Annotated in this window: 18 protein-coding genes; 3 read left to right on the top strand and 15 right to left on the bottom strand. The window is 51.6% G+C overall.

Features of this window, described 5'->3' with window-relative positions:
* Positions 1-9: 9 nt before the first annotated feature.
* On the bottom strand, positions 10-321 hold the full coding sequence (nirD, locus tag NST84_RS14060) for a nitrite reductase small subunit NirD (protein WP_342566430.1): 312 nt from the start codon (positions 319-321) through the stop codon (positions 10-12).
* 19 nt (positions 322-340) lie between these two features.
* The gene (nirB, locus tag NST84_RS14055; protein WP_342566162.1) at positions 341-2773 is read right to left on the bottom strand and encodes a nitrite reductase large subunit NirB; all 2433 of its coding nucleotides are present in this window, start codon (positions 2771-2773) and stop codon (positions 341-343) included.
* 343 nt (positions 2774-3116) lie between these two features.
* Between nirB and NST84_RS14050 the strand changes: the two genes are divergently transcribed.
* Entirely contained in the window at positions 3117-3713 is a 597-nt protein-coding gene (locus NST84_RS14050; RefSeq protein ID WP_342566161.1) for an ANTAR domain-containing protein, read from the top strand.
* Positions 3714-3725: 12 nt separating this feature from the next.
* A complete protein-coding gene (locus tag NST84_RS14045) occupies positions 3726-4781 on the top strand; it encodes an anthranilate phosphoribosyltransferase (RefSeq protein ID WP_342566160.1) in 1056 nt (351 codons plus the stop codon).
* A 518-nt stretch (positions 4782-5299) separates the two neighbouring features.
* Here NST84_RS14045 and NST84_RS14040 read toward each other — a convergent pair.
* The 11 genes from NST84_RS14040 to NST84_RS13990 form a co-directional block, all read right to left on the bottom strand.
* Positions 5300-5803, bottom strand: a complete 504-nt coding sequence (locus tag NST84_RS14040) for a DMT family transporter (RefSeq protein WP_342566159.1) — start codon at positions 5801-5803, stop codon at positions 5300-5302.
* A 24-nt stretch (positions 5804-5827) separates the two neighbouring features.
* Entirely contained in the window at positions 5828-6253 is a 426-nt protein-coding gene (locus NST84_RS14035) for a DMT family transporter (protein WP_068724547.1), read from the bottom strand.
* Between the two features lie 165 nt (positions 6254-6418).
* Positions 6419-6823 carry an NUDIX domain-containing protein gene (locus NST84_RS14030; protein WP_342566158.1) on the bottom strand — a complete coding sequence of 135 codons (405 nt, stop codon included), beginning with the start codon at positions 6821-6823 and terminating at the stop codon, positions 6419-6421.
* Positions 6824-6928: 105 nt separating this feature from the next.
* Positions 6929-9052, bottom strand: coding sequence for a GTP-binding protein (locus tag NST84_RS14025; protein ID WP_342566157.1), 2124 nt, complete (start codon positions 9050-9052; stop codon positions 6929-6931).
* A 69-nt stretch (positions 9053-9121) separates the two neighbouring features.
* Positions 9122-9334, bottom strand: coding sequence for a hypothetical protein (locus tag NST84_RS14020; protein WP_342566156.1), 213 nt, complete (start codon positions 9332-9334; stop codon positions 9122-9124).
* A 2-nt stretch (positions 9335-9336) separates the two neighbouring features.
* A complete protein-coding gene (sigJ, locus tag NST84_RS14015; protein ID WP_342566155.1) occupies positions 9337-10227 on the bottom strand; it encodes an RNA polymerase sigma factor SigJ in 891 nt (296 codons plus the stop codon).
* A gap of 27 nt (positions 10228-10254) precedes the next feature.
* Positions 10255-11445: an FAD-dependent oxidoreductase gene (locus NST84_RS14010; RefSeq protein ID WP_342566154.1), complete on the bottom strand. Its 1191-nt coding sequence runs from the start codon at positions 11443-11445 to the stop codon at positions 10255-10257.
* 188 nt (positions 11446-11633) lie between these two features.
* On the bottom strand, positions 11634-12914 hold the full coding sequence (locus tag NST84_RS14005; protein WP_342566153.1) for a HAMP domain-containing sensor histidine kinase: 1281 nt from the start codon (positions 12912-12914) through the stop codon (positions 11634-11636).
* Entirely contained in the window at positions 12901-13587 is a 687-nt protein-coding gene (locus tag NST84_RS14000; RefSeq protein WP_342566152.1) for a response regulator transcription factor, read from the bottom strand. Before NST84_RS14000 ends, NST84_RS14005 begins: the two co-directional genes overlap by 14 nt.
* Before the next feature lie 66 nt (positions 13588-13653).
* Positions 13654-14430, bottom strand: a complete 777-nt coding sequence (locus NST84_RS13995) for an ABC transporter ATP-binding protein (protein ID WP_342566151.1) — start codon at positions 14428-14430, stop codon at positions 13654-13656.
* A gap of 17 nt (positions 14431-14447) precedes the next feature.
* Positions 14448-16799, bottom strand: a complete 2352-nt coding sequence (locus tag NST84_RS13990; protein WP_342566150.1) for an FtsX-like permease family protein — start codon at positions 16797-16799, stop codon at positions 14448-14450.
* Between the two features lie 83 nt (positions 16800-16882).
* Here NST84_RS13990 and NST84_RS13985 point away from each other — a divergent pair, with 83 nt between their 5' ends.
* The gene (locus tag NST84_RS13985; protein WP_342566149.1) at positions 16883-17407 is read left to right on the top strand and encodes a YfiT family bacillithiol transferase; all 525 of its coding nucleotides are present in this window, start codon (positions 16883-16885) and stop codon (positions 17405-17407) included.
* Between the two features lie 110 nt (positions 17408-17517).
* On the opposite strand, the gene NST84_RS13980 is transcribed toward NST84_RS13985, so the two are convergent.
* Both NST84_RS13980 and NST84_RS13975 read right to left on the bottom strand, forming a co-directional pair.
* On the bottom strand, positions 17518-18687 hold the full coding sequence (locus NST84_RS13980; protein WP_342566148.1) for an alanyl-tRNA editing protein: 1170 nt from the start codon (positions 18685-18687) through the stop codon (positions 17518-17520).
* Positions 18680-19138, bottom strand: a complete 459-nt coding sequence (locus NST84_RS13975; RefSeq protein ID WP_342566147.1) for a GNAT family N-acetyltransferase — start codon at positions 19136-19138, stop codon at positions 18680-18682. The genes NST84_RS13980 and NST84_RS13975 overlap by 8 nt, the downstream gene beginning before the upstream one ends.
* Positions 19139-19161 lie beyond the last annotated feature (23 nt).

Genomic DNA, 19161 nt, shown 5'->3' with positions numbered 1-19161 from the left:
AATCTTGTATTAGATCGTCAGATAAATCTGCCCGCTGTCCGGGTCAACTTCCACTTCATAAGTCTTTACATGTCCTGTATCCGGAGCCAGCACATTACCGCTGTGCAGATCAATCCGGGAGTCATGGAGCGGACAGTGGACCTTCGAACCGCATACCATGCCTTCCGATAAAGCACCGCCTTTATGAGGGCATCTATTTTCTACAGCATAAACTTCTCCGCTTGTTATACGAAATAATGCAATTTCTGTTCCCGCCATATGCAGCTTCCGTGAGCCTTTAATATCGATATCCTTTACATTGCCTACCAGCACTTTGGTCATTGTCATGGATAACGCCTCCTTATACCGTTTCAGGTTCTGTGATCGGGGTGAAGTTTTTGCGCAGCTCCGGCTCATTGACAATCTGCTTCCACGGATCGGTTGTCAGAGCCAGCGTTGCTTCAATCCGCTCCTTCAGGGCGAGCCGATCTTCGCGGTTCTCAAGTGCCTGCTTGATGCTCTCCAGACCGACACGCTCGACCCAGGTTGAGGTGCGCTCATTCCAGACCGCATTTTCACGGTAATATTGCAGGAAAGCACTTGCCCACTCCAGCACCTCGTCATCCGTTTTCACGACACAGAGCAGATCCGTCGCCCGGACATGAACCCCGCCGTTACCGCCGATGTGCAGCTCCCAGCCTCCGTCAATCGCCACGACGCCAAAATCCTTGATCGTCGCTTCCGCACAGTTACGCGGGCAGCCGGATACAGCCAGCTTTACCTTGGACGGTGCGTTTAGCCGCTCAAAAGCTTTTTCCAGCCGGATTCCCATTCCGATCGCATCCTGGGTACCAAAGCGGCAGAAGGTCGAGCCGACACAGGTCTTAACCGTACGCAGCGTCTTGCCGTAGGCATGGCCGGAAGGCATATCCAGCTCCTCCCACATTTTGGGGAGATCCTCTTTCTTCACACCAAGCAGATCCAGTCTCTGGCCGCCGGTAAACTTCACCATTGGAACATCAAATTTGACGGCAACCTCGGCAATTTTGATCAGGTCCGCAGGGGTCGTAATCCCGCCGTAAATACGCGGTACAACGGAATAGGTTCCGTCCTTCTGGATGTTAGCGTGGTAGCGTTCGTTCGTAAACCGGGACTCTTTTTCATCGATATATTCTTCCGGCCACAGCATCCCCAGATAATAGTTCAGGGAAGGACGGCATTTAGTGCAGCCCTCTTCGTTGTTCCAGTCCAGCACATGCATGACTTCCTTGACGGTCATCAGCTTCATCCGTTTGATCTCGGCCACAATCTCGTCGCGCCCCAGGGTGGTGCAGCCGCAGATGCCCTCTTTTACCTTGACGGCCTTATCTCCGGCATACAGCTGGAGCAGTCCTTCCACCATCGGCTTACAGCCGCCGCAGGAGGCAGAGGCTTTGGTGCAGGCTTTAATATCACCAACGCTTGTGCAGCCGCCGGACTGAATCGCTTCAGCAATCGCTCCTTTGGAGACCCCGTTGCAGCCGCAGATGATCTCATCATCAGCCATCGCTTCCAGACGGTTGTTTCCTTTCGTTGAACCCAGTGCGTCAGAGGAAATGCCGAGCAGCAGCTCTTTTTCCTTGCCTTTGATATTCTCACCGTTCTTGATGATTGAGAACAGCGGCGCGCCGTCACTCGTATCCCCGAACAAAACCGCGCCGACCAGCTTATCTTCCTTAATAACCAGCTTCTTATAGACGCCTTCGATCTCATCCTGATACCGCAGCGATCTGGAGCCGGGCTGTTCAATGAACTGGCCTGCCGAGAATACATCGACCCCGGATACTTTCAGCTTCGTTGATGTAACGGAACCGGCGTAGCCTTCGGTCTGTGCTCCGGCCAGTCTTTTGGCCAGAACAGCTCCCTGCTCATACAGCGGGGCGACCAGCCCATAAGCGATTCCACGGTGCTCGGCACATTCCCCGACAGCGTAGATACCGGAAATACTCGTCTCCATGTAATCATTTACGATAATTCCACGGTTCACGTCGATGCCGCTTCCCCGGGCCAGCTCCACATTCGGCTTGATGCCGACAGCCATGACGATTAAGTCCGTCTCAGCTACCTCGCCGTCTGCGAACAGCAGGCCTTTGACTCTTTTTTTGCCGAGAATGGCTTCGGACTGCTTCTTCAGCAGGAACTTCATGCCTTGGGCTTCGAGCTCCTTCTGCAGCATGACCGAAGCAGCTTCGTCCAATTGGCGCTCCATTATATATTGGTTGATATGAACAACCGACACTTCCATTCCCAGATGCAGCAGCCCCCGCGCCGCCTCCAGCCCCAGTAGTCCGCCGCCGATGACCAGCGCTTTGCGGTGTGTCTTGGCTGTCTCCTGCATAATCTGCGTGTCCTTGATGTCACGGAAGGCAATGACGCCCTCTTTATCTGCTCCGGGCAGCGGCAGCATGAACGGGTTGGACCCGGTTGCCAGAATCAGCTCGTCGTAGCCGGCTTCCACTCCCTTGTCGGTTTTAACTTTGCGGTTCACAGTATCAATAGAAGTTACTGTATGTCCGGTATAGAGCCGGATGCCGTTGCTGCGGTACCATTCCAGGTCATTAATGATGATATCGTTCAGATCTGCTCCGCCTGCCAGGACAGAAGACAGCATAATCCGGTTGTAGTTAGGATGCGGCTCTGTACCAAAAATAGTAATTTCATAAGCCTCCGGTGCCAGCTTGAGCAAATGCTCTATCGCTCTGACCCCCGCCATTCCGTTTCCGACTAATACCAGTTTTTTGCGTACAGCTGACATATGTCTCTCTCCTCTCTATATACACACCAGAAATCAACAGAAATAGCCCGCTTCACTCCGCCCGGAAACATAACATTCCCGTTGCGATAAAAGTGAAAGCAGGCGCCGTTGCCGCTTCAACCGGATACACCGTTGTATCCGTAGATTTGATGAATTTGTTAAATCGACTATACTACAGATCATTCCAAAACGTCAACAATTATGACATATAAATTTTGAATAATTTAATTCGTCGACAAAACAACCATTTCCGTGTTATATATTATTACATATAGTTTAGAACGACAATGCTTACGCTGAAGAAGATTGAGATCTTGAAGATCCTATAAAGGAGCGTCTGGCTATGCATTCCCTGCTCTTGATTCAGAACGGCAGAACAGAGAACGACACAGAGGCGCGCTCCGAGCATAGTCCAGGGAGCCTTCTTGAGGCTTGCGGATACGTGACCTGGACGGCAAATGACGAGGAGCAGGCTTCTATATTAATTCAGGATGCCGATGCCTCCCTCCTCTGTATGCCGATTACCGAAATTAATGTCTGGAGAAAAAAACTGCTCAAGCACAAAACGGCTCCCGTTCTCTGGTGGTGTACTTCCGCTACTGCCAACTTGTCTGTCTCCGCCTGCGGTGACAATATCATTGTGGATGGTATTCTTTCCCCTTGGATGCACGAGCAGGAGGTCCACTGGATTCTTCATTTCAGCTCCAGGCAATGCTTCGAGCGCCAGCAATGGCACAAGGAGAAGGAGCAGCTGCTCGCGCGGATTGAGGAACGCAAATGGATTGATATGGCCAAGGGCATATTGTCCAAAGCCAAAAACATCAGTGAATCCGAAGCCTACGACCTACTGCGCAAGCAGGCGATGAATGAACGCAAACGGATGGTGGATGTAGCCACCTCGATCGTCAAGGTCTACCAGCTGCTCCAGGATCAAACTTAAGGAGAATCCGATATGATCAACCTGTTAAAAGAAGTAGCCAGAGGCAAGCGCGGCGCCCGCGATTTGAGCTATGACGAAGCGCAGGCGGCAGCTGAAGCGATTCTCTGCCAGACCGCATCGCCCGTGCAGATCGGCGCTTTTCTGATTGCCGAGCGGATCAAGCTGGAGAGTATTGAGGAGCTGGAGGCTTTTGTCGCGGTGTGCCGCAAATATGCCCGCCGCGAGCCTGTGCAGCAAGGACTGGACTGCGCCGGACCGTATGACGGCCGGAGGGATTCCTTCATTGCTACCTTCCCGACAGCATTTCTGCTGGCTGCGGCGGGTGTACCTGTTACTCTGCACGGAGCAGCGCCGCTTCCGCCGAAATGGGGCATTACGCTGCAGGATATTATTGAAGCATCTGGCGTCCGTGTTGCCGGGCTCTCGCGGGATGACACTGTTGCGGCGGCAGCAGATAGCGGTGTGCTGTTCGCCCAGGCGGATCAGTGGTGCCCGCCGCTTGGAGCACTCCGGCCGTTAAGAGAGGATATCGGCATGCGGACAATTCTGAATACCGCCGAGAAGCTGATCGACTACTCCTGCTCACCCTACATTGTCTTTGGTATCTACCATAATACCGTATTTGACCGTATTTCTAGACTGATCATCAAGCTTGGTTACCAAAAAGGCCTGGTTGTCCAGGGCGTTGAAGGCTCCGAGGATCTGTTCATTGACCGCCCAAACCGCGTGTACACCATAGCTGACGGCCAGGCGCAGCTCGACATTATCGACCCGGACCTGCTGGGTCTTGAGACGGAAGTGCCTGAGCTGGACTGGACGCCGGAGCTTCAGCTGCGGACCGCGGAAACGGTGCTGCAGGGTGGCGGCCATATGGCCTTTTACAACCAGACCCTGCTGAACGGCGGGGCCCGGCTGCACCTGGCCGGCAAAGCCGGTTCACTTGAGGAAGGCGTGTACACCTGCAAGCATCTCCTCGACAACGGTAAGGCCTGGGCGGTATATGAGCAGTGGAGGAGTGCGCTGCTTGGCAGCAAGGCGCCGTCTGCGGGCCGGGTCGGGCTGGTGTAGGCTTACTTGGCGGGCGGATTGGCGGGCAGCTGGATTGGAGACTAGCCGGGTGAGATGGCTGAAAAGCAGGATGCGTGCAGGGAGATGGCAAGGATTAGCGGGATTTCTCCTCTATGCCGAGTATTCCCGCCCTCTTTTAGCCTGAGTAATGGGATTTTTCCCTTTACTCCGGTCATCCCGGCCTACTTTTGGCCCGAATAGTGGGTTTTTTCCCTTTATTTCGGTTATCCCGGCCTACTTTTGGCCCGAATAGTGGTATTTTTCCCTTTATTTCGGTCATCCCGGCCTACTTTTGGTCCGAATAATGGTATTTTTCCCTTTACTTCGGTCATCCCGGCCTACTTTTGGCCCGAATAATGGGATTTTTCCCTTTACTCCGGTCATCCCGGCCTACTTTTGGCCTGAGACGAGGCAGAAAAGCGGGCAAATGGCGGGCGGATCAAAATGGTGGGGAATCGCTTTAGCCTCCCCATAATTAAAAGGCCGGAGCTCCCATCCCTGGAAGCTCCGGCCTCTATTTATTTCGTACCCAGCACAGTCTGGCGTTTTTTGTCCGCCGCAGCAGTTGCCTGCCCGCCCTTCTCTCCTCTTCCGCCAAGCTTAAAGACGAGAATCCCGCCAACGATGACCAGCACGCCGATTAGCTGGTTGAAACTAAACGGAACCTTTTCCAATCCCATCCAGCCGAGTGAATCCCACAGAAGCGCGAATCCCAGCTGCGAGGTCAGTACGATTGAAATCGCAAACGTCGCTCCCAGCAGCTTCGTGGCCTGCACCAGACAGATTACCACGCCAACGCCGATTACTCCGCTGAACCAGTACCATGACTGCATATGCTGGAGCGTAAACATCCCCGTCCCTTGAGTAATCAGCCCCATAATAAGTGACGCGATAAAGCCCATGCCGAGCACAAGCGTCGTTGTCGACCAGGAGCCGGTATGCTCATTGACTTTACTGTTAAAGATATTCTGCAGACCCACAAGCGCCCCGGCGATTAATGCCAATATAATACCCGTTATCATAAAAGTTATCTCCTTCGCTGTACATTAAAGTTTAAGAATCAGCACGCCGGCAATCATCATTCCGATGCCGATAAACTGCGGGAGGCGCATTTTTTGCTTCACTACCCCGAACCAGCCGTTGCTGTCGATCATAAAAGTCATGAACAGCTGGGCAATCAGCAGTGCGGATATAGTCAGCGTAACCCCGACATGCTGAATAGCCGTTACCTCACTGAAAATAATGAACGCAGCCAGTGCGCCTCCGGTCAGGTAGAGCGGATTTACTTTTTTGAAGCCCTGCTTCTTCCCGTCGCGTACAAAAAGCAGAATAGCCAAAGCCATAATAAAACCGGTTAATTGTGTTATAGTTGCTGCCTGCCATGTGCCAATGTCCTGGCTGATCCTTGCGTTGGCGACCCCCTGCAGCGTAATACATGCCCCGCCTATAAAGGCAAAAATAATCCCCTTCATCTCTTCTCTCTCCTCTATGTGATCTCTGACTTAATTAAATGACATCCGGCGTTATCCGTGAAGGACATATGTCCTAAATTATAATTTCCCCTTAGCATTGCACCAAAAAGCCCGCTTCAACCTCAACCAAGGAGGCTAAAACGGGCTAAAAATACACAAACTACATTAGTCTAACAGCTTCATCTCATACAGCCGGTCAAAAATCAGCCTGCTGACCGCCGACACCCGCTCTCTGTCTGCAAAGGTAAGCCAGGCCAGCTCAGCAATTTCCGCAGCCGGCGCAAGAGTACCTTTATAATCAGCAGTCAGGCAAGTCATCTGCACCTGCACACCAGCTTCTTTGCCGTGTGCCTCAGCCGCAAATGTGCCAAACTGTGCGATGCTCTCCGGTATAATCTGTACCGTTAGTTCCTCTTCAATCTCACGGATTAGCGTTTCGTTGTCCGTCTCGCCCGCTTCCCGTTTGCCTCCCGGAAAATAATAAGTGTCCTTACCGTGAGAACGTGCCCCCAGCACCCTCCCGTCTACAATGTGAATCAAGGCAATCTTGTCTATCGTTGTTGCTGACATGGTTATCCTCCTCAGATTTCTGAACATTTGCTTTTAACCTATTAAAAGCCATATCCGCCGCTCCTTAAAGGACATATGTCCTACACAGACCTCTCCGTAAATGTCTCAGTGCTCCAGCTTGACATGCATATGCCCGGCCGCCTCGTCCCAGGGAACCGGATACGCCTGCCCTTTTGCACAAAAAATCGAAGCCGACTGGTAGGCCGGATCGGCATTTTTATCATACTGCTTCATGCTGATGATCTGTCCGGACTGGTGACAGGTTTGATATCCGCCGGCCCGCAGGGACAAGGCTCCTTTGCCTTGTGTCATGGACGCCAGCCTCACCGGATAATTCATGAAGGTGGCAACCGGCACTGTTCCGGTAAGTACCGCTGTTTCCCCATTTATTTCCGGTGCAGCAAAGCTGCCGCTCGCCTGCTGGATATCCGACATTACCTTACCAATATCGTCGGCATGAATTCTGATTTTGAAATCATAAAACGGCTCAAGCAGCACATTCTCCGCCTGCTCCAGACCCTGACGCAATGCGCGCAGGGCAGCCTCCCGGAAATCTCCGCCCGACGTATGCTTGTTATGAGCTCTACCGCTTAACAGCGTAATCTGCACATCGGTCAATGGTGAACCTGTCAGCAGGCCGTGATGCCCTTTTTCCAGCAGCACCTGAACAATCTGATTCTGGTAGCCCACAGCCAGATGATCCGGGTGACACTTATTATGTACCATTACGCCGCTGCCCCGTTCACCCGGTTCAAGCTTCAAGTGTACCTCGGCATAGTGGCCGAGCGGCTCAAAATGCCCGCAGCCATAGACTATGTTACTAATCGTCTCCATATACAAAATCTCCGGGTCACCAAAAGTCACCGGAATACGGAACCGCTCACGCAGCACCTGCACCAGCACCTCCAGCTGGATCTGCCCCATCACCTGAATCTGGAGCTCCTGGAGCGTTTCATCCCAGCTTACATTCAGCGACGGATCTTCTGCGCCCAACTGCTGAAACGCCTGCAGCACTTCTTTCAAATGTACCGGCGGTTCAAAGCTGACTTTGGATTTAAGTGCGGGGACAAGCCCGCTGCCCACGATATCCCTTAGCTCTCCGACGCCTTCGCCCGGGCCGGCAGCTGTCAGGCCGGTGACGGCAAACAATTCACCCGCCGCACCCCAGTCAGCTGCTGCCGTCTTTGCCCCGTTCACCCGGCGGATGCCGGTAATCCGTTCTGAGATGCGTTTTTCCTCCGGACCGTACGCCAATTCTTCCCGTGCTTTCAGCACACCCTGCAGCGCTTTAATATAAGTAATCCTTGTACCCTTTTCATCATAGCGGATCTTGTAGACCCTTCCGGCAAAAGGCAGCCGGTGATCATAGTCCGTTACCGCGAGTGTATCCAGATTTTCCAGGAAGCTGCCGATCCCTTCATCAAGCAGAGCTGAGCCTGCCATACAAGGAAAGACTTTCCCCTGCCGGACCAGCCTAATCAGTGCATCCACCCACGCAGGCCCGTCCAAGCTTCCGCCCAGATAAGCCTCAAACAGCGCTTCATCCCGTTCCGCCAAAAAAGAACACAGCTCATCGTCCACACCGCCAGCTGCAAGCTCCGGCAGCATAACGGCATCGCTGCTGAGCAGCTCGCGGATCTCACTTAGAACACGCTGCGGATCAGCGCCGGTCCGGTCTATTTTATTGATAAAAAAGAAGGTTGGAATCTCGTATGATCGCAGCAGCTGCCAGACCGTCTCCGTATGCCCCTCTACTCCTTCTACGGCACTTACAATCACAACTGCATAATCAAGAATTTGCAGCACCCGCTCCATCTCCGGCGAAAAGTCGACGTGGCCGGGAGTATCCAGCAGAAAATAACGTGAATCCCCGTAGCTAAATTCTGCCTGATCGGCGAATACGGTGATCCCGCGCGCTTTTTCAATCTCATGGGTATCCAGAAAAGTATCCTTATGGTCTACTCTGCCCCGGCTGCGGATCGCTTCCGTATGGTAGAGCAGCTGCTCGGCGAAAGTGGTCTTCCCGGCATCGACGTGAGCTAGCAGACCGATTGTTATATTCTTTGTCATTAGTACTGGCTGTACACCTCCGATAGTATTGTTCACTTCAATCGCCCTGCATCGGCCCGGACTTAGCAGCCCGACGTTGTCATAATACCGCAAGGTCTGGACGGAAACCCCGCATATCCGTGACACATGCCCGATTGTATAAGATTGATCATTAGCCATAAGCCAGCTGACACCTCACCACAGTATAAATAATCTCAAAACAAATAATGGATTCGAATGGTGTACTGTTTAGGCCTTTCTTTTTCTTATCAAAACATATACCAGAATGCCCGCCGCCAACAAAAGAATACTAGCTGCAATCAGCACTGGAAAGTTAACAGAAAAGCCGAAGTCACCCTGGAACAGCGGATTTTTTGACGGATCAGGTTCAGCCGAAAGACCATATTTATCTATTAGTTCAGCTTTTTTGTCTTCTGTAAGATTGTTTGCTGGATTCTCCATATCTATCTCCCTTCCGACGATTTTGAAGGATTAAAATGCCCAAGTTTATCCGGATTACGGATCAGATAAATGCTGCGGATTAAATGTCCGCTGCTATGAAACAGCGCCACAGAATCGACCTGCTCTCCCACACGGAAAATGATCCCGGTCTGGCCGTTGATCCTGCTGATTTCGATCTGTACTTCCGCTTGCTGGTACAATTTATGGAAAGATCCAAACAGAAATTTGGACACGGCATCGCGCTGGGAGATCGGTCGGACGGCGGCGAATACTTTGCCTCCCCCATCGGAAATGAGGACGACATCATCAGCGAGCATGGAAATGACCTGCTCTGTGTTATCCTGCGCAAGTGCGGACAGGAACCGGCGAACCCACATCTCTTGATCGCTTTCGGCAATATCAGGTTCCTCAGCACTGATACCCATTTTCCCCTTTGCGCGGCTAAACAGCTTCCGGCAGCTCACCTCACTTTTACCGAGAATCTCGGCGATTCCGCCGTACTCGATACCGAGAGCCTCACGCAAAACGAATACCGCACGTTCTGCCGGTGACAGCTTCTCCAGCATGATCAGAACCGCATAGGACAGCAGCTCATCGCGGACTATGAAATGGAGCGGATCCGACTCCGCAGTGGGGATGGGTTCGGGGAGCCACTCACCGACATAATATTCCCTCCGTCTGCGAGCCGATTTATACAGGTCCCGGCAGCGGTTTACGACCATTTTACACAAATACGCCTTTGGCTCTTCGGCCAGGCCAGCCGGGTTCACATTGTAGACTTTGAGAAAAACGTCTTGCACGGCGTCTTCCGCATCGGACCATGTACCCGTCATTTGATAAGCCAGCATGAGCATTAACTTTTTGTACTGACTGTATAATTCCTCTATTTCCACCACCCCCTTTTTCTGAATTTATATCTGTTAAGTCGTTGTCAGCATGCTCGCTGTATCCCAAGTATATTTCTTAATTTTCCAGCTCAATTTCCCTGTGATCACAAAATCTAGTCCCCATTTATTCACCCAGGTTAAGCCTTTATCGGGACCTAGTCCGATGCAGAACAAATTCATATAGCTTTCATGGACCGGTGCCTGGTGACCCTCGAGATCTGCCAGTATGATTTTGGCAAGCCGGGCCGCTTGGGGAATCGCTTCCTTGCAGGTTTTGCCGTCGACATGGCCGCTTACAGGGTCTGTAATTCTGGCACAGTCACCGATACTGTATACACCCGGCATATCTGCTACCCTGTAACTGTCGTCAACCTGTACATAGCCTTCTGACGTTACTGGCACCCCGATTGCTGATATCCTAGGATTAGGCTGCAGTCCGAGCGTCCAGATGCATAAACCTGCAGGCCGGCGCTCACCGTCTGATAACCATAATACCCCATTCTCTTCTTTGATCACACGTTTATTATGCAGAGTAGTTATACCGATGTCCCGGAGGATATGCTCCAGTCTCAATCCTACTTTGGCCGGACCGTCCGGAAAGAGACGCTCATTTGCATTGTACAGGTCGATCTTTACAGCTTGAGGGTCAAGTCCCAGCCGTTCCGCATCCTTGCGGGCGTAATAAGCCAGCTCTGCCGCAGTCTCCATACCACTGATTCCAGCTCCCGCAATGGCAATTTGCAGCAGTCGATCGCGTTCTCCCGGTTCAATTTCAGCAGCGGCTAATTCCAGATTTCTAAGCCATTTGCTGCGGATTTTCTGAGCATTTTCCAGTGAAGTGAGCGGAATTCCGCCCTGTTCAGGATCAGGCTGACGGATCACACTGCCCGCTGCTACAACAAGCACATCATAGTTCATCTCCTGCTCCACTCCCGAAGGATTCACATACATCAGCTTTTTTTCTTCCGCACGGATGCTGGAGACGATGGCCTGCACCAGTTCAACACCGTCCGGAAACAGCTTAGTCAGCGGAATCCGTATTTCTTCATTCGTAACGGCCGGTCTAAACATTAATACTTTACGCAGATGGAAAGCATTTTTATCGATCAGGACAAGCCGCAGCGGATACTTCCCAGCCTGATCCTTGAACCATTTCCGGACCTCCTTCACTGCATGAATCCCCGCATACCCGGCACCGATAACAACGCATGTCAATGTTTTCATACAATCCACTCCTTCTATAGTTTGCATATAGAACGAGACAGCCGCTTTTTTTGTGACACGGGGTTTATATAAAGTTCCCCTCCGCCACTTTTCCCTTAACTTAAATGTTCAAGCTCAATCTATCAGAAATAGCATTAAAAAAAGAGCCCTATAACACCAAGGCTCTTCGCTTACTCTGTATTATAATGTCAATATCGCACCACCAGCACAAAACGCATCCCTTCCCCATAAGCCTCAGCATATATATCTCCGTCCATTTTGCGCAGCAGCTGCCGGCAGATGAACAGGCCCAGGCCATTGCCCTGCTTGCCGGCGCTGTTCGAGCCGCGCCAGAAGCTGGCGAAGATATGCGGCAGCTCGTTAACCGGAACGGGTTCGCCGGCGTTTTCAATGATGATCAGCTGGCGGTAATCCTCTTCCCGGAAGCTGATCCTGATCAGGCTGCCGTCCCCGTATTTAATCGCATTCTCAAGCAGATTATCCATTACCTCAAGCAGCTTTTCCGGGTCACCCAGCAGCAGCTTGTCTTCAGGCACAGCCACGTCAAAATGAATCTTCAGCAATGCAAGACGTTCCTTGTAATGCTCCACTACCCGCCGGGTCCAGTCTTTCAGGTAAAATTCCGTAACATGCACCTCTGCTTCCTGCAGGGAAGATACCGAAGCGGAAATGATGCTGCTGATCATATTTTCTATCTGACCCGCTTTTTGGCCAATCAGGCTGGCAGAAGCTCTGCGCTTATCTTCATTATCATAAAGCCCATCTGCAAGCGCACTGGAGTACAGCTTAATCGCTGCAACCGGCGTTTTGAGCTCATGGGACAGCGAGGCGATCAGGGTCTGGCGGTCTTTTTCCAGCCTCAGATTAGTCTGCTTCTGCCGGTCCAGAGTCTCACGCAGTAAGTTCAGGCCCCAGATAAACTTGCCGAAAAAACGGCTTTTGCTCTCCTTCATGCCCTGAGTCAGATTCCCTCTGGATAAGGCGTAAGGAAGCTCCTCGATGGTATGGAACGGCTTAATGATCTGCCCGCGGATGTAGAGAAGCAGACCGGTGACCGCCACAAGCACTGCACTCAGCAAGATTACTGTTAACAAAAGCAGCGGTGAACGGCTTGGGCCAGGTCCATATTCCAGCCGCAAATAACCTGCAGGCTCCTCTCCATGAAATATGGGCTTAACCGTATACTCCGCATGGTTCTGCACGCCTGTGCCGTCAAAAAATCCCGTAAGCGCCTCCGGTGCTGCATCCCATTCCAGCCAGGCAACCCTCCGCACATATGTATATTCGTCCAGCTTGAGTTCACCGGGCTCCCGCCCGTCACTGATCTCCCGGGTAATCCGGTTGACCTCAATCCGGTATGCTTTATCTCCGGAGTCTTCCGCCTGCATGAAGCCATAGCCGGTATACAAGGCAATCACCGTGATCCCGATAAGGATCGTGCACAGAATCAGCCGGTCAAACCGCTTCATACTTGTAGCCCACTCCCCACACCGTTACGATCCGTTTAGGCTGCTTCGGGTTAAGCTCTATCTTGTCCCGCAGCTTGTTAATATGTACAGTAAGGGTTGACGGCTCACTAAAACTGTCCGCCCCCCACACCCGCTCAAACAGCCATTCCTTCCGCAGCACCTTGCCCCGGTTCTTCAGCAGCAGCACCAGCAGTTCGTATTCCTTCATAGTCATGGTCACCGGCATTCCGGCCAGGAATACCTGCATAGAAGTACAGTTGACCAGTAAATTGCCGTCAGTGAGCAGCTGTTTGTTGTCATTCATTTCATAGCTCCGGCGCATATGCGCCTTCACCTTGGCAATCAGCAGCTGGATGGTAAACGGTTTTTCCAGATAATCGTCTGCCCCCAGCTCAAGCCCAATGATCTTATTCTCATCCCCGTGCCGGGCACTCATGATCAGAATGGGCAGATTGTATTTTTCCCTGGCCAGCCGGCACACGGCAAAACCGTCGATCCCAGGCAGCATAATATCAAGCAGCAGCAGCTTCACCGCCTGGCTTTCCAGCAGCACCAGCCCCTCTTCGGCATTGGGAGCAGTCACTACGGAGTAACCGTCAGCCTCCAGAAAATCGCGGATCACGTTAGACAGCTCCAGATTATCCTCTATCACCAAAATATCAGCCAATGCCATCCCCCTCCTGTATTCACTTTATCGCAGGGCAGGCCGGCATTTAGCCGCTAGTGATTCCCTTACTCCCTACCAGCCCTGCTCCATCAGCCATTCATTCAGCCGGCGCTCCCGTTCCCTTACGCCCTCCGACTCAACGAATTTGCCCAGCTTCAGCTCGCCCTGGATGTTGCCGTCCACCATATACAGAACCTTATCCGTCTGCGCCGCCACCTTCACATCATGGGTGACGATCATGATCGTCGTACCTTCCCGGTTAATCCGGCAGAGCTCTTCCATTACTTCTTTGGCGGCTTTGGAGTTGAGTGCTCCGGTCGGTTCATCGGCAAACAGCATTTTGGGAGCGTTGATTAGCGCCCGGCAGATGCAGGCCCGCTGCAATTGTCCGCCCGATACCTCGGCAATATCATGTCCGGCAATTTCGATTATTCCGAGCTTCCGCATCAGCTTGTCGGCATACTCATTAACATCACTGCGGCTGCGGTTATCCCCTTTGCCCTTAATCGATTGGTAGCCGGATAATATGATATTATCATAGACTGACAGATTTCCAAGCATATACATTTGCTGAAAAATAAACCCCATCTCATGCAGCCGGACATCCGCTATCTCATTCTGTTTAAGCTGTGACAGCTGCTTCCGGTTAAACAGCACTTCTCCCGCCGTCAAGCGGTCCATCCCGCTGACCGTATAGAGCAAGGTAGACTTGCCCGATCCGGACGGGCCCATGATCGATACGAACTCACCCTCATGCAGCGTAAAATTAATATTCCGTAGGACATTATGCTGGCTTTTGTTCACGATATACGTTTTGCACAGATTGGTAACTTCAAGTATAGTACTCATCGCTTCATTCCCCCTGATTATTCTTTATTCATATTCCAGACATGAATGGTTTTAATTTGCCCGCAGCTTGTATACACGGCCATCACAACTACAGCAAGAATGAGCAGCGGATACAGCACATACACTTGCAGCGGCATAATCTGAAAGTGAAGCTCGGTAAGCCCGAACATCCGGAAGACAAAGCTGAACAAGCGTTCCCCAAGTATATTGGCTCCCAGCACACCCGCAATCAGCGAGCCTGCAAGCAGAATCATTATCCGCAGAACTTGCCATAGCCGGATCAGGCCGTCGGTGAAGCCGAGGCTTTTCATGACCGCAATCCCCTGAATCTCTTTGGTTATCAGCAAGCGCACGAACAGGCTGGTAATGAAAAAGGTAATGATGCACACGATAACCGTAAGCAGGTTGATGATGCCCTTCAGCTGGCCCATAAAGCTGCCGATCACATCTTCCAGCATCTCATTAGCGACTTTAATTTCATATTGGCTAAAGGACTGCTTCATTTCCCTGGTAATTGCCGCTTTGTCCTTATCCGGTGCATTAATCATGCCGGTAATCATATAAGAAGTCGTCATCTGCGGGTAGAATTCCTCGGCCAGCCTGACCATATAACCTTCATTAGAGATGGCCTGAAAAATACCGGTAATCAGAAAAGAATGCTGCTTGCCGTCAATTTCAAATACAATAGGATCGCCCGGTTTTTTTAGATAGACTTCCGACATGATGCTGGTTATCGCAATTTCATTTGCTAATCTCGGGGCAGAGCCCTGCAGATATTCAAGCTCGGACAGCGGTTCATTTTTGGTACCGGAAATACTCCGGTTGCTCTCCCCGTCATCTGAAATATACTTGGTCAAGGCTGTATACTCCAGGGAGAGGCTCACATCATAATGCTGTTCCTTAAACTGCTGCTCAACCTTCGACAGCTCCTGGCGGATCTCTGTCAGCGATTTATCGGCCACGATGGCTTTGGTATAGAAATCCGCTTCCGTTGTGCCCAGATAGCTTATAAATTTCGGACTGAGGATCGTATTGGTCAGATTGATCGGAATAATGATAATGGCTGTACTCAGAATGAATGTAAGAATAAGCGTAGTATAGCTTCTGAGCCGGTTCAAAACATCACTCAGCGCCAAAAACAGCATCGGATGCAGCCGCTTGCTGCGGTGAAGATGAATACTGCGGGAAGGCCGGAAGCGTTCACCTGTATGGCCCTGTCTGATCGCGTCGATGGCCGAGGCTTTATTGATTTTGCGCATGCACAGCACACAGAACAGCAGAGTCAGCAGAACAATTGCGACTGCGCTGGCAATGGAAATAATAATGTTGGCGATACCGCCGGGCAGGATAATATACTCTGAGGTTTTACGGGACATAAGAGCACTTAGCGGAAAGCTGGCCATCAGCCCGACAGTTCCCCCGGTAACCGCGAGCCCCAGGTATTTAGCCAGGTAGAGCCGTTTAATAGGCCCGTTCTTGAAGCCGATGGCCTTCATGACTCCAATCTCCCTGTAGTCATCCTGCAGCGTAGATACGATCGTAAACCGCAGGGTCAAAAAGGCAATGAAGATCAGAAACAGGCTGATTACAAACAGCATGGCGGAAATAATCTGATCGGTCAGAAAAGATGTCCGTACCAGCCCTTTTTCCAGCTGAAAGGTCGCAGGCAGATCCTCCTTGGCAAAAGCAGCCGTGACCGCCGCCGATTCCACTCCCTCAGCAGCCGTGAAGCTATATTGAACCGTAAGCGCATCTTCTGCAAGCGTACTCTGAAAATCAGCAAAATCCTGCGGTGAAAGGACCAGCCGCTTCAGCCCCATCAGGTCGGCGCCCATATAGGCATCCTTGAAGATTTCCGTTACCCTGAGGGTTTTGGAGAGGCCATTAATATCAATCGTAAGGCTGTCACCAGGCTTTACACCTGTTGCGTTTCTGACGGCTACCGGGATGCCGATCTCTCCGGGGTTAAGTGTAAAGCGCTGATCCTCCTGATCGAAAATCAGATTTACCTGATCCGGGACGGTTGACAGTAAAAGCACAAAATTACTGGCAAAGCCCTCCCGCCCTGCCGGCAGCCTGATCTGCTGACTGGTCACGCTGATCTGCAGCTCAGGGAACACCTTCCCGACTACGGCCTGAGCATCCGCCCAGTCTGTAATCTTTTTCCGGTTCTCCGGTGTATTCGGAATCATGACATTGTGATCGGCTACTTTACTCTGATCGATAAAATACCCGATGGCCGACGAGGTAGTGTACATCAGGTTCGTTCCGCTCGCCACCAGCGATGTAGCCAGTGTGATCAGTACGAACAGTACGATATTCATCGTTCTTTTGCGCCGCAGATCCTTTTTTAGAATGTTTAGAAACACGCTTAGTTCCCCTTTCTCATCTCTTCTGAAGTGATTATAATGGGGAAGTTATTAAATAATCCTTAACTGGAGGGATTTTGTGGATGGAGAGAGATTTGCGATATCCGATTGGCACATTTGAGTTTACCGGGGAGATTACTGATAGTGTTACAGCGGAGTGGATTAAAGAGATCGAAGAATTGCCGGAACGGTTACGGGAGGCTGTAAAAGATTTAAACGATGAACAGCTGGATACTCCGTACCGGCCGGGTGGCTGGACGGTGCGTCAGGTTATCCATCATGTTGCAGACAGTCATATGAATGCATTAATCCGCTTCAAATTGGCTCTTACAGAAGACAAGCCGGTAATTAAGCCCTATGAGGAAGCAAAATGGGCTGAGCTCCCGGACTATGCCTTACCGGTTGAGCCTTCTCTTCTGCTCATTGAGACCTTACATAAGCGCTGGGTTACCGTTTTACGTGAATTGACTCCAGCCGATCTGGAAAAGACTTTTATCCATCCGGAATCCGGCACTGTTTCATTAGGCAGAAACATCGGCATCTACGCCTGGCACGGCAAGCATCATCTTGCCCATATTACCTCGTTATGTACACGCAAGGGCTGGTAAAAGACACCGCATGGCGGGGATTCCAAAACATATACATTCTTATTTTCTAAAAAACCTGCCCGGGAAAACGGACCTCAATCCGATCCTTCTCCCTTGGCAGGTTTTGTATGTTACTGCTGTTTTACAAATTCATAAAAAGCCTGGGCCTGCTCATAGTCCGTAAAGCCGGCCTGGGCCAGCTTATCGCTGCCGCCGCCCTTGCCGCCGAAGCTGCTTAGGTGCTCCTTAAAGAAGGCACCGCAGGACAGCCCGGCATTTCCGCTCTGCGCGAATACCAGCTTATTCTCGGCTGCGGACAGCAGCAGCACCGGCAGATCGGTCAGCGCAGTCAGCTTGGCTGCGAGGCTCTGCAGATCCTTAAGTGACTTCTGCTCATAAGTCTGCGCGATGATCCGGTTACCTTGCTCCTGTGCGGCCAGCAGTTCATTTGCTGCGTAACCGTCATTTTGCTCTTTAAGCGCAGCCAGTTCAAGTTGAAGCTGCTTCTGCTCCAGCTCCATTTTTTCAATCCGGTCTACTATCTCGTCTTTACCGGTGTTGAACTTGACGGATAAGGCATTCAGAATCCGCACATTGTCGTTGAACTCGGCCAATGCGCGTCCGCCGCATTTGAAGGTCACCCGGATATTGCCCTTTTGCTTGTCCGCTCTCAGCAGCTTGATCATCCCGATCGCTCCGGTAGACGGGACATGGGTGCCGCCGCAGGCATTATATTCGATGCCTTCAATTTCCACGATCCGGATATTCTCGGTTACTGTAGGCTGCTTCACCAGCGGCAATTGAGCCAGCTCTTCCCCGCTCACGAAATAGCTGGTGATGCTGCGGTTCAGAACAATCTGCCGGTTAACCTCAGCCTCCACTTCCAGCATCCGGGCCGGTGACAGCTCAGTCAGTTCCACATCGATCGTCGCATAATCGGTTCCGAGGTGGAAGCTTAACGTCATTGCCCCGCACAGCTCACGGAACACCGCCGACAGAAGATGCTGGCCGCTGTGCTGCTGCATGTGATCGAATCTGCGCTCCCAGTCGATTTTACAGCTGACTTCTGCGCCTCCCGGAAGGCTGTCCACTTTGTGGAATACTTCGCCCTCCTCCAGAATGACATCCAGCACCGGAATTCCGCCGATGGTCCCGGTATCGCACGGCTGTCCGCCGCCATGCGGGTAGAAGGCCGTCTGCTCCAGAACGAGATAAAGCCCGTCTGCTTTTTCCTCAATCCGGCTGACCTTTGTCTCCCATTCCTGAATATAAGCTGATTCGTAATATAATTTATCAGTCATTAGCCTGTTCCACTCCGTTTCTGTCTTCAGCTCCGGCCTCATCTGCTCCGAAGTACCGTTCCATTATGATATAATCTTTCCCGCCCTTACTGAACGTCTGCCCTGTTGCAGCCAGCCCAAACTTCTGATAGAAAGGGGCTTTATTCCTCCGCGCATTACAAAAAAACCTCCGGACTCCGCGCTGCTCCGCCTCTTCCAGTACATGCTGCAGCAGCCTGCTGCCGTAGCCTTTGCCCTGCTCGGACTCAAGGGTGGCGAACTTGCGGAACTGCGCTTCTTCACCTTCAATAAATAGAGATACTACGGAAATCAGACGCTCCTGCCCGAACAGCCCGTAATGCTCCCCGGCACCATCATCGTCCAGTTTTACATAATCCAGTTCACGCTCCGGCCACATCACCTCATGCCTTAATTGCCAGGCCTGTTCTTTAGGGATACACCTTATATCCATATTTCCACCTCGATTACAAACTG

Origin of the sequence: Paenibacillus sp. FSL R7-0345 (assembly GCF_038595055.1) — a bacterium.
Taxonomy (GTDB): Bacteria; Bacillota; Bacilli; order Paenibacillales; family Paenibacillaceae; genus Paenibacillus_AQ.
Note: the sequence above shows the minus strand (reverse complement) of the source record. Positions and strands in the feature narration are given on the sequence as shown.

What these genes read in the sequence shown, in the direction of transcription:
- NST84_RS14050 (WP_342566161.1), top strand. Translation starts at nt 3,117, where the DNA reads ATGCATTCCCTGCTCTTGATTCAGAACGGCAGAACAGAGAACGACACA.
- NST84_RS14040 (WP_342566159.1), bottom strand. Translation starts at nt 5,803, where the DNA reads ATGATAACGGGTATTATATTGGCATTAATCGCCGGGGCGCTTGTGGGT.
- NST84_RS14030 (WP_342566158.1), bottom strand. Translation starts at nt 6,823, where the DNA reads ATGTCAGCAACAACGATAGACAAGATTGCCTTGATTCACATTGTAGAC.
- NST84_RS14010 (WP_342566154.1), bottom strand. Translation starts at nt 11,445, where the DNA reads ATGAAAACATTGACATGCGTTGTTATCGGTGCCGGGTATGCGGGGATT.
- nirB (WP_342566162.1), bottom strand. Translation starts at nt 2,773, where the DNA reads ATGTCAGCTGTACGCAAAAAACTGGTATTAGTCGGAAACGGAATGGCG.
- NST84_RS14025 (WP_342566157.1), bottom strand. Translation starts at nt 9,052, where the DNA reads ATGGCTAATGATCAATCTTATACAATCGGGCATGTGTCACGGATATGC.
- NST84_RS14000 (WP_342566152.1), bottom strand. Translation starts at nt 13,587, where the DNA reads ATGGCATTGGCTGATATTTTGGTGATAGAGGATAATCTGGAGCTGTCT.
- nirD (WP_342566430.1), bottom strand. Translation starts at nt 321, where the DNA reads ATGACCAAAGTGCTGGTAGGCAATGTAAAGGATATCGATATTAAAGGC.
- NST84_RS13995 (WP_342566151.1), bottom strand. Translation starts at nt 14,430, where the DNA reads ATGAGTACTATACTTGAAGTTACCAATCTGTGCAAAACGTATATCGTG.
- NST84_RS14045 (WP_342566160.1), top strand. Translation starts at nt 3,726, where the DNA reads ATGATCAACCTGTTAAAAGAAGTAGCCAGAGGCAAGCGCGGCGCCCGC.
- NST84_RS14035 (WP_068724547.1), bottom strand. Translation starts at nt 6,253, where the DNA reads ATGAAGGGGATTATTTTTGCCTTTATAGGCGGGGCATGTATTACGCTG.
- NST84_RS13980 (WP_342566148.1), bottom strand. Translation starts at nt 18,687, where the DNA reads ATGACTGATAAATTATATTACGAATCAGCTTATATTCAGGAATGGGAG.
- NST84_RS13975 (WP_342566147.1), bottom strand. Translation starts at nt 19,138, where the DNA reads ATGGATATAAGGTGTATCCCTAAAGAACAGGCCTGGCAATTAAGGCAT.
- NST84_RS14005 (WP_342566153.1), bottom strand. Translation starts at nt 12,914, where the DNA reads ATGAAGCGGTTTGACCGGCTGATTCTGTGCACGATCCTTATCGGGATC.
- NST84_RS13985 (WP_342566149.1), top strand. Translation starts at nt 16,883, where the DNA reads ATGGAGAGAGATTTGCGATATCCGATTGGCACATTTGAGTTTACCGGG.
- NST84_RS14020 (WP_342566156.1), bottom strand. Translation starts at nt 9,334, where the DNA reads ATGGAGAATCCAGCAAACAATCTTACAGAAGACAAAAAAGCTGAACTA.